General features: G+C 52.3%; 10 protein-coding genes. 4 read left to right on the top strand and 6 right to left on the bottom strand.

Translation table 11 applies throughout. The annotated features are described in order from the left end of the window. Positions 1-44 precede the first annotated feature (44 nt). The 5 genes from DSD30_RS10820 to DSD30_RS10800 form a co-directional block, all read right to left on the bottom strand. On the bottom strand, positions 45-1,757 hold the full coding sequence (locus DSD30_RS10820) for a methyl-accepting chemotaxis protein (RefSeq protein ID WP_198662913.1): 1,713 nt from the start codon (positions 1,755-1,757) through the stop codon (positions 45-47). Between the two features lie 335 nt (positions 1,758-2,092). After that, positions 2,093-4,189, bottom strand: a complete 2,097-nt coding sequence (locus DSD30_RS10815; RefSeq protein ID WP_114009728.1) for a cytochrome b/b6 domain-containing protein — start codon at positions 4,187-4,189, stop codon at positions 2,093-2,095. A gap of 150 nt (positions 4,190-4,339) precedes the next feature. After that, complete coding sequence (locus DSD30_RS10810) at positions 4,340-5,893, bottom strand: multiheme c-type cytochrome (protein ID WP_198662912.1); 1,554 nt, start codon at positions 5,891-5,893, stop codon at positions 4,340-4,342. A gap of 397 nt (positions 5,894-6,290) precedes the next feature. Then, positions 6,291-6,983 (bottom strand): Crp/Fnr family transcriptional regulator, encoded by a 693-nt coding sequence (locus tag DSD30_RS10805; RefSeq protein ID WP_198662911.1) that lies wholly within the window; start codon positions 6,981-6,983, stop codon positions 6,291-6,293. A 270-nt stretch (positions 6,984-7,253) separates the two neighbouring features. Beyond that, positions 7,254-8,657: a tetratricopeptide repeat-containing sulfotransferase family protein gene (locus DSD30_RS10800; RefSeq protein ID WP_198662910.1), complete on the bottom strand. Its 1,404-nt coding sequence runs from the start codon at positions 8,655-8,657 to the stop codon at positions 7,254-7,256. A gap of 590 nt (positions 8,658-9,247) precedes the next feature. Between DSD30_RS10800 and DSD30_RS10795 the strand changes: the two genes are divergently transcribed. Then, positions 9,248-10,168 (top strand): LysR family transcriptional regulator, encoded by a 921-nt coding sequence (locus DSD30_RS10795; RefSeq protein WP_114009726.1) that lies wholly within the window; start codon positions 9,248-9,250, stop codon positions 10,166-10,168. Between the two features lie 904 nt (positions 10,169-11,072). Continuing rightward, positions 11,073-12,815 carry an ATP-dependent nuclease gene (locus tag DSD30_RS10785; protein ID WP_114009725.1) on the top strand — a complete coding sequence of 581 codons (1,743 nt, stop codon included), beginning with the start codon at positions 11,073-11,075 and terminating at the stop codon, positions 12,813-12,815. Positions 12,816-13,341: 526 nt separating this feature from the next. On the opposite strand, the gene DSD30_RS10780 is transcribed toward DSD30_RS10785, so the two are convergent. Beyond that, positions 13,342-13,644, bottom strand: a complete 303-nt coding sequence (locus DSD30_RS10780; protein WP_114009724.1) for a DUF6538 domain-containing protein — start codon at positions 13,642-13,644, stop codon at positions 13,342-13,344. Positions 13,645-13,851: 207 nt separating this feature from the next. Here DSD30_RS10780 and DSD30_RS10775 point away from each other — a divergent pair, with 207 nt between their 5' ends. Together DSD30_RS10775 and DSD30_RS10770 are read left to right on the top strand one after the other, a co-directional pair. Further along, positions 13,852-15,183, top strand: coding sequence for a tyrosine-type recombinase/integrase (locus DSD30_RS10775; protein ID WP_114009723.1), 1,332 nt, complete (start codon positions 13,852-13,854; stop codon positions 15,181-15,183). A gap of 521 nt (positions 15,184-15,704) precedes the next feature. Then, positions 15,705-16,595 (top strand): hypothetical protein, encoded by an 891-nt coding sequence (locus DSD30_RS10770; protein WP_198662909.1) that lies wholly within the window; start codon positions 15,705-15,707, stop codon positions 16,593-16,595. Positions 16,596-16,678: the final 83 nt, after the last annotated feature.

Below are 16,678 nucleotides of genomic sequence, written 5' to 3'. Positions count from 1 at the left end.
GATGGCCGCCCGTCTTTGGGTAAGCGTCGTTGAGGCCCTTATGGTCAGGCCGCGTCGCGTTTGCTCTTCTCGATGAGATCCAGCGCCAGCTTGTCCAGCCGATCGACGACTTTCTTGCTTGAAATATCAAGCTCTCTCAACGCCTCAAGCATTTTGGCATCGTTGCCGGAGGCATGGGCCTCAAGGGCACGCTTGGCGCTGTCATGCACCTCTTTGTGTGGTTCGACCAAATCCCTGAAGGACTGCAGCTCTCTCACGGCCGGGTCCGTGATCTTGTCATACCACTGACCAAGACGGCAATTGTGATGATCAGGCACCTCGTGGGTGGACCAGTTGTCATCTCCGGTACAGGTATTCAGAACCCGTCGCTTGAACAGGATATGTTCAATCTTGGCGACGTAGCAAAGCGAAGCTGCATTGTCTTCCTCGAACATGTCACGGGCGCTGTTGGAGAAATAGTCCGTGCTTTCGGACAGGGACTTGGCAACCATCGACACCATATCATCATTGTCCGTCGCAATGTCTGCGATCTTGCCGATACTGGCGGCCACTTCGGCGCTGGCATCTTTCTGACCGGACAGGATATGGGAGATTTCCAGCATGTTGCCGGACACCGAACCGATCTGGCCGGATACCCGTTCCATCAGGTCCGAGGTTTCGTTGATCGCAGCTTCGCCATCCAGCACCGCATTGGTCGAGGCTTCCATGGTTTTCTGGATGTTGGCCATGCCCTCGCGCAGCTGCGCCACCTTCTGAATGATGTCTTCGGTGGATCGCGATGTTTGGTTGGCCAGACCCTTGACCTCAGCGGCCACAACAGCAAAGCCCTTGCCAGCTTCGCCGGCGCGTGCCGCTTCGATGGTGGCATTGAGCGCCAGCAGGTTGGTCTGGGCGGCAATATTCTCGATCACCGCAATGATTTGATCAATCTGCTCGGAAGCGGTTGCCAGCTCGTCGACGCGGCGGGACGTCTCATCCACCGAGTTGGCAATGTGGGACATCGTGCTGGACATTTTCCGCACCGTATCCTGACCATTGATCACATTGGAGTTGGTTTCATTGGCTTCTGAGCTGACCCCGTCCGTGTTACGCGACAATTCTTCTACCGAAGAAACCATTTCGGTCGCGGCAGCGGAAATGGTCTGGCTGTTGCGGGCCACATCCTCGGAGTTTTTGCGCAGCAGGGCAACCTGCAACATGATATCGTTGATCTCGGCAATCGAGTGGGACATCTTACCCAGATTGGAAAGATTGGCTTCACGCAGCTCTTTGGTGGCCATGTCCACCGAGGCCCGCTCGTAACCTGAGATCGAAGCACTCATATCGGCAAAGGCACGATAGAGCAGATTGGCCAGCACACCGTCCAGTTCCTTGCTGCGGAAACTGTATTTCTTGGTGACACTTGGAATCATCTTCATCAGGGCGCGACCATAGGCGGCGACATACCATTCCGTCGGCAGGCCGATGCGCTGGTGGATCGCACCTGTTTTGGAGGCCCGCGCTTCGGATTCTTCATCAAATGGCTGAGAGAAGAGCCGCTCCCAGTGGGTTTGCTGACGCCCTTTGAGATTGCTGATCCCGCTTGGGCTGTCTGGCAACAATTCTGCAATGCAGCTCTTGCCGAGAGCCGTGTAAAATTCGGTCAAAACATCCGGCAAATCCTTGGTTACATTTTTGTCCAGAGCGTTTGTCTTCAGATTTTGTGGTATTCCGCTTTCGAGGAAGTCTAGTGCTTCCTTGCAATTCTGCTGGTTCATAGGGCCCCCGGTAAATTGGCTCACGCAATACTGTCCAAAATCCCGAAATAAAGCTAACAATGCGTTTACGGCTGACAAAATATCTAGAGTAATTTTCCATAAAGCACTGCAACCAATAGGTGTTTTCTCAACTACTCCGTGAAACACAAAGTAACAAGCGTACGTTTCACAAGACCAGTTCCAACATATCAGGAAATAGTACCGACCCGCTCGATTGTCTTTTCTGGCCATCGGCATGGCAGTCGGACAAGCGCGAAAAAGAACAGGGCGGTTGCCGATGACAACCGCCCTTTCCTTTGTCAGATCTGGCCGGACCGCATGCCGGGATATGCGCTCTAGTCGAAGACGATCACCTCAAAGAAGCCCCAAATCACCAGCACCAGCAAGATGACGCTGACGACGATGAGGAACATGCCAAGCACTTTCGACCAGAAAGTCATGCGCTTGGATGGCGCCTCAACGATATATTTGTCGAGTTCGCCAGAAGCGACGAGGCGATCATATTCCACGGTGCGTTCATGCTTGAATTCTTCAAGCGGCATGGTGCCCGTCCAGATCACGATATCCTGCGGGATCTTGTCCGGTCGCCAGTGGCAGTTGAAATAGTGCACGGTAAAGAGGAAGACGGCCGCCAGGAAGGCCTCTTCGCCATGAACGATCGTGGCGATGTTGAAGACCCAACCGGGCAGGTAGGCGGCGGTGATATTGTGGAACCACAGCATCGCACCGGAAATGCCGATGATGAACATCCCCCAGAATGGAGCCCAGTAATCAAACTTCTCCCAATAGGTCCAATGATCGAAGACCGGGCGTGGCCCCTTGCCGAAGAACCATTTGCCCATGGCCCAGATGTCTTTCGCATCCTGCCAGCGTGGCAACAGGGAGTAAGGCCCGAACCACTTGAAGTCCTTCTTGATGAAGAGCACGTTGATGAAGGCATAGAAGATATGGCCAAAGAAGACGATGGCAAAGGCCGTCGCACAGACGCGATGGATGATGCCAGCCACCTTGACCCCGCCAAGCAGCTTGATCATGTAAGGCGCCCAGGCACTTTCGGCATAGAGCAGCGTCGTGCCGGTCATCACCATCATAATGACGGCGACCGCCAGAATGCCATGAGCCCAAATTTCCCAGCGTTTGAAACGACGCACATGCTTGCCCGCCAGCGGGTCTTTTTCTTTTGGCTCGGGGCGCGGCACCTCAACCAGTTGATCGCCATTGACCAGCAGGCGTTTTTTGACCTCTTTCTTGTCTTTCCATTCGCGATAGAACCAAAGGGCGGAATGAAGCCAGAAGAGGAAGAAAACCTTGACCAGCAGGAAAATCATGAATTTCTGAGCGATCCACATATAGGGATATTTCTCGAAATCATGGGTGTTGCCATGGGCATGGAACGAGGCAAAGCCGTCCGGTGCATCTTCATGGCACTGCTTGCAGGTCTTCAGCTTGTTGTCCGGATGGACCTTGGAGCGCACATCACTGACAGCGCGAACAGTGTGGGACTCGTGACAGTCGAAGCATTTCGCCGTCTGGGTTTCGCCAAGGCTGACCACCTGCCCATGATAGGTGTGACGGTAGCTCATATAGGCGTCGTCGTGGCAGGAGCCACAATTCTGGGTGATCAGCAATTTGGCCGGATCTTTTTCCGCATCTGATATCTGGTGGGCGGTGTGACAGTCCGCACAAACAGCTGCGTCCTTGTTGCCGAACCGCATCACGGCAACCCCATGCACGGAGTCGGTAAACTGGCTCAACTGCTTGTCGTGGCAACGGCCGCAGACATTCGGCGTGGTCAGGCGATAGGTCTCGCCTTCCTTGCTTTCCATCGGATAGACATAATGCGCGGTGTGGCAATCGATGCAGGTGGCATTGGGTTTGGACGGATCCGATTTGTTGGGCGCTGCATGGATCGATGCCATGTAGAAGTCGATCTGCTTGACCACATTGGCAATGGTATCGCCGTCGATGCCCTGTTCCTTGGCCTTGATGGCGGCTTGGGTCTTTTCATGCACGTCAGTGTGACAAGTGACGCAATCGACCGCACGGTCCAGCTCCTTGCGATGCGGCAAGGCCTTGATATCCGTGTGACAGCTGACACAGAGCTGCTCACCATGGGCACTTGAATGGAAGGCTTCTGCGTTGAGGGACAATTGCCTCTTTTCGGTCGCACCATCCGCACCGGTCGGCACGGCGAAGCCCGCGACCCCGTGACAGCTGGTGCATTTGGCATTTGGCGTGTCCTTGTCAACCGCGATCGGTTCAAGCCCCTGAATGGGTTGCGATACCGCGCCATTCGTCGCGCTTTTTTGTGCATCGGCCCCGGATTGGGCGAGCGCGTCAGGCACCATGATGCCAAGGGCACCCAGCAACAGAAGGGATCCGATCACGATCTGGTGGCCGGTGCGCGCAAGCGATCGAAGCGTGGCATACATGAAACTGGTCCTTCTCTTGGCGAGCGTTTCAGGTGCGGTCAAAAAGAGCAAATATTTGGTCAGGCGCACGATGGCAAAGAAGGAGATGGCGACCGTTCACGCCGTCATCTCCCTGAATGGCGGAAGGCAGAGACTGCCTCCCGCAGGGACCTATTTCTTGTCGCCATAGCCTTTCTTGGCATTGAACTCCTTCATGAACTGCTTGCGCATTTCAGCATGAGCCTTCTTGCCAGGGGCGGTCTTGCCGACGAACCACATATGTTCCGGACGATCGAGCACTTCAGCGATGAATTTCTCGATTTCCTCGACCTCAGCGGTTTTGCCGTGTTTCTTGCCTTCTTCAAGCAGTTCGCGGGCTTCCGGAATCAATTCCATATAGAAGCGTTCGGCCACTTCGAAGAAACCATGCCACTGGACATAGTCCGGTGCCTGCATTGCTGCGCCATGGCGGACGCGGCGGCCCTCATGGTGCCAGAGATAGAACCAGGTCCATTCGATTTTCTCGTCGAACGCGGTCTTGGTTCTCAGGCCTGCATCGAGAAGCATTTTCATGAGCGTGTTGCCGGGTTTGGCAAACTTGTCATTGTAGGTATGAACGACAGAATCAAACTGCTCATACCAGTTCTCGACCCAGCTGACCTGATGGCAAGAGGTGCAGACAGACTTCATGTCCTTGCGGCGATCAATCCAGCTCTTGACGTCCTTGCCCATTTTCTTGGCTTTTTCGTCAATTTTCGCGGATATGGCCGGACGCAAAGTCCAGGAAATGCGGTCCCCGATGTCATGGGTGATCGGCAGATCCTTGGTGGCGGACATGTGACAGGTGGCGCAGGTTGGGGCTGCACTATAGTCCTCGCCCGGAATCCACTTGGAAGAATTCAGATTCATCTTGTCGACATTGCCGTAGAAGGCGATGCCATGCTTGGATTCTTCGTAGATTTCCTTCTGAGGATGATCCGGTCCCAGATGACATTTGCCGCAAGCCTCAGGCCGACGGGCCTGTTCCTGGCTGAAGCTGTGACGCTGGTGACAAGCAACGCAAGCCCCCTTGGTGCCATCCGGATTCAAACGGCCGATCCCGCTGTTTGGCCAGGTTGCCGGGTCCAGTTTGCCATCAGGCAGAACCTTGACCGGAGAGCCGTGACATTGCCAGCAGCCCTGAACGGCAGCGGCAGATTCACCGCGAATGGCCATGTTGCCATGGATAGAGCCTTCAACCACTTCGGCAAGGAAGTTGTCGAGGGATCCGATGATCAGGCCACCGGTCGCATGGTGCGACTTGTCAAACTCCTCAACCTCGCGCGCGTGGCAGGTCGAGCAGTCTTTGGGAGACACGATGGTGGAGATCAGGAAGTCCTTGTGGCGCACAGCATCTGCATCGCCCGGTTCGGCTTTGTGACATTCATAGCAACCAACATTGGCGCCATAATGCTTGGATTCACCCCACTGTTGGTAAAGAGCGGGATTTTCCTTCATGTGACAGGAAACGCAAACAGCGCTTTCCTTGGAGAGCACTTCGAAAGTCGGCGTTGGACGAGGAGCTGGCTCCTCCGCCTTCATTTCGCTTTTGCCCACGGCCGCGGTGGCCGCGGACTTGTTGTCCTGGGCATAGCCCGAGGTGACAGCAAACAGAAGTGACACGGAAACAGCAATCCCCGCCATCTTCAACCCGCTGCAGCCTACACGGAACCAACTCATTGGCATCGTATGGTCCTTCCCCGTTTATCGCCTGCGCGCCTCAGGAAAAGGGCCCGCAAAACGATGCGATCGTCCCCAAATTCACCTTTTGATTGGTCAGGAAAATGCGAAAAGGGAACATTACAGCAGTGTAATGTTAGGGGAGTGGGCGGTACGACTCTTGATATATGTTAAGTCGCGCTGCCCTTTATTGCAGCAATTCAAAATAGGTAAAATACGTACTTGTTTCAAAAAATGCCAACTTATTGTGCAACTGTCACTTTCTCAGCTACAATATTTTTGGACATTATCGACTGTTGCAGATGGCCGTTATGAAACAATTTCCCATATGTTTCGCGCACTTGTTGATAAGTGGGGCAAGCGGCATCGATGGGTCGAATGGTCAAACCGGGTGCGTGATCCCTCAGTCCTTGTCAATCAGCTTTTGCAATGCGCGCAGCTCGTCTATCACCGCGTGATTCTGCTGAATGTCGACCCCATGCTCGCGCAGGCGCTTGAAGGCTCGAGAGAGGCTCTCAGGCTTGATGCCCAGACGCCCTGCAATCAGGGCCTTGTCATAGGGTAGCTGCACCATGCAGCTGCCTACGCGGGAAGATGTCTGGTCAAGCAGGAACTCGGCCACCCGCTGCACGCCGGTTTGGGCCTTCAACTGCTCGATCTGTTGAATCAGCATATGCAAGTGCTGGGAGGTGGAGGCCAGCATGGCCAAACCCATTTCGGGATTTTTCTTGATTGTGGCGATCAAGCGCGCGGATTCCAGTCGCAACAACCGGCAATCCGTCACCGTCTCACCCGTCGCAGGAAATTCCCCCCCGGTAAAGGCTGCCGCTTCAGCGAAGCTCTGGCCGCGGGTGAACACACCGATCACGGCTTCTTCGCCATTGGGATTGATGCGGAAAATCTTGACCCAGCCTTCCAGCACCACATAGAAGCAATCAGCTGGTTCATTCTGGACAAACAGAGTCTTGCCACGGGCATATTGGCGTGGCCGCGCGGACAGAAGCAACTCATCCAGCGTTTCCTCGGCCAGGCTCCGAAAGATTGGAGCAAGACGAAGCGTACCGATTTCATCCGGTGTCAATGAGGTGGTTAGCACGCATCTGCTCCATTGTCTTCGTGTCAGTTTTCGACACTGTACCGGCTTTTTCACGTTGTTCAACCGTCAACCGCTCAGCGATCCACTTTGCCTTTGTCTGACCTTGTGGGACAACGCCTCTCCCGCCCGTGGCAGCAACGTTTCGGTCATCCCGACGGGCGGATAGGTGATGGCATCCAGCGCGCATGAATCATCATGCGGCACGGTGCTTTGGTGACTAGCTGTGGTGACTAGCTGTGGTAACAAATGGAGGATATCCGGGACCGCTGATTACAGACCGTCAAAGGCCCCTTGCAGATAGGGCTCGAACTTCTTCCAGTCTTGCGAGCTGCCCTGATAGACCTGCTGACGTACCTGCTCAACCGAAGCGGTTTTCACCGCCCGCTTGTTTTGATGCGGCGACAGGCAGGCATCCTGCCAGCCCAGATCAAGATAATTGATGAGTTTACGGGTCTCAGCGTCCTGTTCGACGGTCAGGCGTTCATAATCCAGATCATAGATGCGCCCCGGAAACAGTGCGTGCCAGAACAGCATCAGCTCACGATAGAGCCTGTAATAGTCGGCAACCGATTTCAGGTCATGACTATAGCCCAAAAATGGCCCCTGAAAATTGATCTTGAAGTTCGACCAGCAGGTGGCGGCTGGATCGCGCATGGTGTGAATGATTTTGGCTTCAGGCAAGGCACTGCAGATCAGTCCAAGCTGGAGGAAGTTCTGCGGCAGTTTGTCGGCCACGAATGGTCTGCTGGCCGCGACCTTGGCGAGATCGGTCAAATAGGCCTTGCGGAAACGCTCAAGTGCCAGCTTGTCTGGGCGCTGTTGGCCAAGGCTCAGTTTGCGGCCATGACGTCCCAGCAAGCGCAGTTCACCGCCGCCATGGACATCGGAGTGGCTCGAAATAATCTGCTCTACCAGAGACGTGCCCGAGCGCGGCATGCCAAGAATGAAAATAGGCGTAGACTTGGCCTTCCTTTTCGGCGCTTTGAGGGCGGCAGCTTTGATGGCAGGTGCAGCCTTCCTGATCACCGTGAAAAGCATCTGATCCGTTTCAAAGCGGTAACCAAGGGATTTTTGTCGCAAGCGCCCCGCAGCCTTGTAGTGATCCAGCGCCTCCTTCAACTGGCCGGTATCTTCCTTCATCTTCGCCATGGCATGGTGCAAGTGGCAGGTTTGCGCATCGTCCAGACCGCCCTTTTTCAACAAGGCAGCAACCTGAGCAATCTGCCCATCAATTTCGTCATACTGGATCATCTGACTTAAATATTGATGGGCCAAAGCATCGCGCGGCTCAATCGCAATGGCCGTCCGGTAAGCCTCGATCGCTTCTTTGCGCCGAGCGCCCTGTTTCTGCAATATGGTGCCCAGATTGGTATAGGCCTGATGAAAGTCGGCCTTCAGTGCGATGGCGGTCCGCAAAGATTGCTCTGCCTTGATCAGCTTGCCCTCTTCTTCATATAGAACAGACAGGGCAAAATGGTCGTCGGCCCGATCGGGTTCTATCAAAATGGCTTTGCTGAAGGCACTTTCAGCCTTTTTCAGTGATCCCATCCGCATTGCGGCCTTGGCCAACAGGCGCCACAATTCGGCAGAATGCGGAAACTGCCGGGTCAGCATCTCCAGCTTCTGGATTGCCGCCGGATAGTTTTGCGCGTCGAGTAGGCTTTTGACCTGCATGACAAGCGCCGGGGATGGCTGACTTACACTGGAGTGAATGGTGGCTCTCACTTTTTCAGCGCCTTCCAAAGCTTGTTGATTGCCGGGAAGCTCTCTTAGGATCTTTACGTATTTCTCGAGAGACGCGAGGAGATCTCCTTTTATCAAGCAGACCCCTGCACTCTTCAGATTGTGGTCGATAATCGTTTTATTCATTCGAATGCCAGCATCCCTGAAAATTCGGTTTCCAATCAGAAATAACGAGCAGCATCGACGGCGCGATCTAGTTAACCTTTTGAAGAAAATTGTTTTTTGTGTCTTCTTGATCAAATCGTCGCGATGAACCGAAACAGAAAGCTCGTAGTCCGATGAAAGTCGCAACCTTCCGCTTCGCATTCTGGTTTGGGGCCAAGGCGGCGCTGCTTATTAAGCCCAGATGTGCGAAAGGTATGTGTCGTTCGCGTTGTCTTAAATAAGGACGCTATAGCGGTATCAACAAGATACGGAAATGCGCATGCACTGCGCATAGATATTACCTATCGGAATGTTGACTGTGTGTGAGATTAACATATCTGTAACTTGTAAGGTCGCAACTCTGAGAAAGGGCATGCATGGAAAATTGGGTCGAGATCCAAACAGCCTATCAAGTGGCGAAATTGGGCACAGTCAGTGCTGCGGCTCAAGCTTTGGGAGTGCACAGGGTAACCGTCAACCGCCATGTTGAAACCCTTGAATCAAGGCTCGGCACCAAGCTTTTCATGCGTCATGGACGTGGTTATGTCCTGACAGAGCAGGGAAAGGACTTTTTATCAGTTGTCAGCCGTGCCGATGACCTGTTGAACGATTTCGCCGGACGGGCGCGCATGCAGAATGCAGAATTGTCCGGAGAACTGATCCTGACCACGACTCCCGCCTTGTCGCACATGCTGATGCGCCCCATCGTTTCCTTCCGTGCGCAGCATCCCGGTGTCAGAATCACCGTGCTCAATCAGTATGATTTGCTCAAGCTGGAATATGGCGAGGCCCATATTGCCCTTCATGTGGACATGGTCAAGCCAGACAACCCGGACTATGTCGTCAGCCTGTTCAAGAATGCCCAGCTTGGCCTGCATGCCCATGACAGCTATATCCAGCGTATGGGCATGCCTGAAAGCGTGGAGGACTTCAAACACCACGATTTCATCCGCAATCTCGAACGCTTTGCAGACAATGAGTTTCATCGCTGGCTGGATGAAAATGTACCCGCAGACCGGTTCGTGGTGCATTGCGAGCATCCAAGGATTGCACTCGAAGCGGTGACAGCTGGCGTCGGGATCGGCTTTCTTCCCAATTATTTCGCCAAGAATAGCGGCCAAATACAGCGCATCAAGGCGGTGCAGCGCAGCTGGGACTTGCCGGTCTGGCTGGTCACCCATGTCGATTTGCATCGCACCGAGAAGGTACAGTCCATGCTGCGAGTGATACGCGAAGAGTATGACGGCTTTCTGGGCTTTGGGTCCCCAGACTCTTCCCACAGAATGGAAGATGTATAGTCATTCGCACAGCGCTCGTGCAGGCTTGTTTTGAAGCGGGGCTTGAGAAAAGGCTTTTGCCTTTTTGGTCATGCCCCCGTCACGCCGATGCTGACAGCCAACGGCCCAGTTGCCCGCGCTCTGACGCATGCCCTGAGTCAGAAGATTCAAACCGAGCAGCAAAACCCACCTGAGTGAAATTGATAGTTGGAGGCGGCCGCTTGGTGACGTGGATCACGTCAGATACAGCCCACCTTCACGGGTCCAGATATAACTGGAAGCCAGCCTGTTCTGCTTGGGGGATCTGATGGTCAAGGGTCTGGTCGGCGGTTGATATGCGAGCACAAAGGGCAGTGGTCATGGCAGTCTCAAGTTGCCCTCAGGGGTGACGACCGCATAGAATCATGTCCAGAATTCCATATCAATCCATAGGGACACACTTTTCTGGGTACTAGAGAATGACTGTTGAGGTATGGGCTAAGGGATATGGTGAGGCGCGGACGGAAGCTGAGGTTGGCAACGCCAACGCGAATGAAGTTTGCAGCCGATGGAAGTTGAGGGCCGCAAGTATGGGGCAAGGGGGACACAGAGCATTCAGCTCTACGTATACTGACTCGCAAATTTTTCTGGAAAACGAAACCTTACATAGATAACGAAATGGGTCAAACTGGCGTCAGTTTTCAGTAACAACAAAGACACTTTTGGTTTAGCACTATGTTGATGGCACATTTTGTTCTCCGTGGTTAGCGGTTTCACGGCCGACTTCGACTAGTCTTTTTCCAATGAGCCCTTGGCGCTAACCTCTATTTTATCCCTCTGACAAAGTTGTATATATCTTCAGTCACTGGCTTGCGCTGTGCGTGACATAGCTGCGATTTAACGTTGTGTTTCAGCCGAGCAGTGCCAAAAATAAAGGGGCGTTAGAATGACAAGCAAGCCGACGGCCTCAATTTCAAAGATTAAGTTCTCAGGTGAGCAAGAGTTCACATTTCATCCAAATGACAAGATCATCCTGGTTGGCCCTAACAACAGTGGGAAATCACAGTCTCTGAGGGAAATGCTGGCTCTGACCCAAAATCCTGACGGTCAACGGCCCATAGTCGTCAGTGAAGTGGAAATCCAGAAGGCAGGTACGGCGGCAAATTTGACTGCATTCCTGGAAGAGAACGGAGAATTAGTTGGAGGTCACTACCGATACAAAGACTGGCATTTGAACGCGGATTACGTCAAGTTTTGGAGCAATGAAGGATTGATAAACGGATTGGCTCCAGGATTCATCAAGAACATCGATGCGAATAACCGCTTGAAAATCTGCGCGCAACAAAGCAGCATCTCACCTGGACAACAAAAATCCAAGCCGCAACACGTTCTCTACGACGATGAAGCGTTGATGAGCAAAATTTCCGAACTGTTCCGCAAAGCCTTCGGAAAGGACCTGATGTTCGACTTCCGAGGTGGCAGTGTTCTGCCGATCCATGTTGGCGATTTGCCAGACGGAGAATTGGCCGACCGAGTAGGCGACGCCTATGTAGCCGCAGTTCGATCAAATCCTCTCTTGGACCAGCAGGGCGATGGAATGAAAAGCTACGCTGGAATTTTATTCGAAGCTGTCGTGTCAGATTTGAGCATTACCCTTCTCGATGAACCAGAAGCCTTCCTTCACCCGCCGCAAATGCGCCGCCTCGGAGAAACACTGGCGTCAGAGGTCAGTGGCCAACTAATTGTCGCTACTCACAGTAGCGATATCATGCGTGGTTTTTTGGAGGGGACAAAGGGTGAAGTCCGTGTTCTACGTATTCGGCGTGAAGGAGATGCCAACTTCGTCTCAGAAGCCGCTCCACAGGTGATCCAGGAGCTATGGTCGCAACCGGAGCTCAGATATTCAAATGCGCTTGAGGGTGTTTTCCATGAGGAAACCATCATCTGCGAAGACGACAGCGACTGCCGCCTGTTCAATGCGATCGCGGACCATCTTGCCTCGAAGGACAGCAACCCATGGAAGGATACAGCATATGTCCCTACAGGCGGCAAGCACGGGATTAGGAAAGTCGCGGAAGTTCTCCGGAAAATTGGGGTTCCGATCAAAGCCGTCTTCGATATCGATTTCCTTAACGACAAGTCTTTGGTCAAGGAGACAGTCTTGGCGTTTGGCGGCTCGTGGGATGAATTCGATGACCTCTGGGAGCGTGTCGATAAAGCTGTCAAGGGTGGGAGGGGAAACAAGTCGATTGATCAGATCAAAAAGGAAATGATCTCGAAAATTGAGGGTTGGACAGACGGTAAACCGCCGAGAAGCGATATTATCGAAGCAATGAAGCAAACCTCAGCCTGGAACCAGGTCAAGAGCTTCGGGGTGGATGGAATTCCCGCTGGCAACGCGCAGAGCGATTACGACACTTTAAAACAGAGGCTTGAAAACATTGGGATCTACTTGGTTCCTGTGGGAGAAGTTGAGAACTTCTGTCGCAGCCTTGGTTCGCACGGCCCAAAGTTTGTAAACAAGCTGCTTACCACGGTGCCGTTTGACGATCCCAAACTTGATGGGCTCCGATCTTTCGTTGAGCTGGTGCACAAAGGTTCCCACGCACCCCTGCAAGAAGCGGTCAAGGAGGAAGGCGGTTCACACGGCGAAGCCATGGAAACAGTGCCCCAGGCGATGGATGTATGACTTAACCTAGGGTTTATAAGATAAATCAGTGCTATCCTGGGGTTTGTAAAGGCCAGAGCTTTGAATGCCTGTACGGTAGAGTTCGTCAGTTGCTGACTGCAATGCGGTTATGATCTCCTTTCCGCCCGAAGAAGCTATCGAGATACAGTTTGGGAGAGGGGCTTTCGCCAGTTCAAAACGTGGTACGAAAACGTGGTACGAATCGATTGTTGCGAATAATCTAATATACTATATATTTCAATAATTTACGATGGTATCTAGGGGTGGGGTATCCATCGCGCCGGGGTCACCATTTCACCCCTCCCCCAACTCCTGCCACATCAACCGCATAGCCTCACGCGTTCTCTTCCTTGGGTCGTGGCGGCGGTTGTAGACCTTCTTGGCGAGACGCCTGAAAAGTGGCCCATGAGGGTATCCCAGACGATTTCATCGATCCCTGCATCCTCACAGGCAGACGAGAAGCGTCGGCGGATCGAGTGGACATCGAACTCTTCCTGATCGGGGAAGTTCTCACGCCGTAGCTTGTTCAGCGCCTTGCCGCAATTGTGGTCGCACTTGTTGTCTGGTCCTGCTGGCTCCATCCGGGGAAAGGATAGTATTTCTTGGCCTCTTCAATGCCCAACTGGACAGGATCGACCTTCAGCATCACCTCGCGGTAGATCTCAGCAAGCTTGGCTGTCTTACGCCTGTTTGCTTCCCTGAGAACCGTTGTGCCCAGACCTCTGACAATCTCGCGCTTATCGAGAAGCCTGCGCAAATGATGAGGCACATAGAAGACGACGGCCCAGCCGCCACCGACTCGTTGACGCAGATTCTTCCTGATGCTCATCTCGGACTTATTCGCTCTCATGGATGTACGCATAGCCCTACATCACGACGAATAACAGCCCGAATTTCTACAAGAATTTCAAATATAAAGGGAAAATGGTGCCCGGAGGCGGATTCGAACTAGCCAACCAACCCTTTGAGATCACTTGATTTCTGCGATTCCTCAAAAGAAACTGGTACAAAAATTGGTACAAAGCAGTTCAGTCATATGCCCAAATTCCGCCAGCTTCCGCCCTACGTATCTGTAACGAAAACAGGTATATACCGATACCGTCGAACAGTTCCAGAACCGTTGCGCAAACACGTTGGAAAGAGGGAGATCAAGGAGAGCTTAGGCAAAGACTACACCACCATGCTCAAAAAGGCCGCTGAGTTGGAGGGACTGGTTACGACCCTGTTCTCCCAAAAGCCAAACGAGGGAGGCAATCACCAAGCGATCATCCTTAATAAGATGAAAGAATATGGACTTCGCGCTCAAACCGTCGCCGCTGTGGCAATGGGTGTAGACGTGAAGAACAAGGAAGAGATGGGTGCCACTAACGCGCTTGGCGCTCTCATTGACGATTTAGCAAATGAGCCAGCGGAACCGTTGGTCCCCGAAGAGTTGATTAGAGGTCTTTCAGAAGGGCAAATCCCAGTCACACTTGAGAGCGCGTTGGATGACTACCAAGCAAGACGCATTAAAGCCAATCCCAGAAGGGAGAAGGTAACCGTCACAACCATTGAACGTCACAAAACAGTTTTGCGTGAAGCGTTGGGAAAGGCCATGGTCAACGACAAGATGCTCACTCGCCTGCGTCGCATTGATGCAAGAGCAGTTCGCGATCATATGTTCAATGCGGGGCTTGCTCCATCATCTGTCCGCCGTCGCCTGAACGATATCAGTGCTGCTGTGAATGAAGCCATTCGCGAATATGACCTCGAGATGATCAACCCGTTTCACAAACTCGAAGTGCCGAACTCTCAACATAGGCGAGACCAACGCCTTCCATTGGACAATGACGATATGAAGCTACTGGCTCCTATCATGGATACCGATGACGATCTGGGTTTGATATGGCAAACCATGAGAGACACGGGTGCACGATTGGGTGAGATCGTCGGCCTAAGGTGCCGTGATCTCGATGTCGCCAACAATTTCATTGCGATCCGTTCCTATGGGGATAGAGGTTTAAAAACTTCGGGAAGTGAGCGAGATGTCCCAATTCCTGAAGATCTTACGGTTGGTCTCCAAAAACTGAAGGGTAATCACCCAGATGAACCACTGTTCCCACGATATGACCGAGTACGCGGGGAAGACTCCTGTTCTCAAACGCTGATGAAGCGGCTGAGAAAGGTCATCAAAGACGACAAAAAGGCGGTCGACAGCCTTCGCCACCGATTTAAGGACCTACTGCGAGACACAGACTGCCCCGAAACCCTTGCAAGGGAAATCATGGGGCATTCAGATCAATCCAGCGCTGCCAACTATGGTCGAGGCTCAGCTTTGAAGAGAAAGCGGAAAGCGATGGAGAAGACTTGGGTACGGCAAGAGATCTAAATTGGCACTCATGGACTGGAAACTGACATCCGTCATAGCAACAGCACTTAGATCCGCTCAGGCGAAGTTGCCGTTCGAAACGCCTAAGTACTGTTGCAGGCACCTATGTCCTGATCGAGCATTATGTGGTTGTGCACCGTTCGGATAGATCATTTATTGCATCTGGTCGAAGTGGTCCTTGGCAGAAGGACCGCAAGCTAAGTCATCTGAAAAGAGTGGAATTTCTACAGCAGCTTACGTGAGATTTAGCCAAATCGATCGCACAGAGAGCATGGCACCGCGTGTAAATATTGTATACAACCGCGCAAATTGCAACTAATAGGGGATTTTTTGTTGAATACCAATTGAAGTCAAGAAATCAGCTATGTAAGCTCTACTTTTGAGATTATGACAAGCCAGATTAAACTTTTGAGGATTTTATGATGGACCAATCCTCACTATTTTTGGTTTCCCAAAGTTGAAGTGAAGATGAAGATAGATAGTTTCCTCAGAGAATTAACTCCCAAATTGGACATTTTGAAATGAAGCATAGAGCAATTGACCTTTCTTCCGAAGTTCGAAGGGCGCAATTGCCTGACGGGTTAAGTGGCTTTCTGTTTCCTATGTATGAAGCGATCTGGAACGCTATGCACTCAATCGAAGATCGTTTCGAGAGTGACTTGGAAGAACACGGACGGCTTGAGGTTACATTTGACGCGCAGATGCGTGAAGTTTCCGTGGTGGACAACGGAAATGGTTTTGACAAGACTAATTTGGCTGCATTTCTGACTCCCCTCACTGGCAATAAATACGAACGTGGTGGCAAAGGGTTTGGGCGCTTCATGGCGTTCAAGGTCTTCAGTCGCGTGTTCTATTCCACGGGGCAAGAGCAAGCCAGCGGCGTAATGACGAAAGGCTGCTATAGGTATGATCCTTTCTCAGATGAAGACAACCTAATAACCGTTTCTGAGGCTGATGGCGCTGGGGAGCATAGATATGATACCGGCGTAACTGTTCTTATGCGTTCCCCTAAAGCGGACTTCGAAGACTACTTCTTGCTCGAAGGTAAGGAGCGCCAATACAATCACACGGCTGAAGATATTGTCTCCGCTGTGTTGAATCATTTTCTCATTGAGTTCATCCAGCGCAAAATACCAAAACACTTTGTGCTAACAATCGAAGGGGTCAAGTTTAACCTTTATCAGTATTTCCACGATTCTTTGTCAGTCGGCGGCAAATGCACTGAAGAGATACTTATAGGGTCAGAGACTATAGAGTTCTCGTTTGACTATTTTCATGTGGGTGAAGAACATGCAAAGAAGCACCGCCTGTATTTCTACGCCAATAACCGGGCGGCCAGTGAACTTGAGAACATATCTTCCGGTCTAACCCGTCTTATGCATGAAGGTCGGGAATTTGGCTGGCGAATGTAGTGTAAATGGTTGATTTGTTGTAGGATTTGGTTGCTTACACCTATCCATTCCATCTCGCACACACAGCCACATTCGCCATGACC

Origin of the sequence: Cohaesibacter intestini (assembly GCF_003324485.1) — a bacterium.
Lineage (GTDB): Bacteria > Pseudomonadota > Alphaproteobacteria > Rhizobiales > Cohaesibacteraceae > Cohaesibacter > Cohaesibacter intestini.
This window is presented reverse-complemented; position numbering and strand designations above follow the sequence as displayed.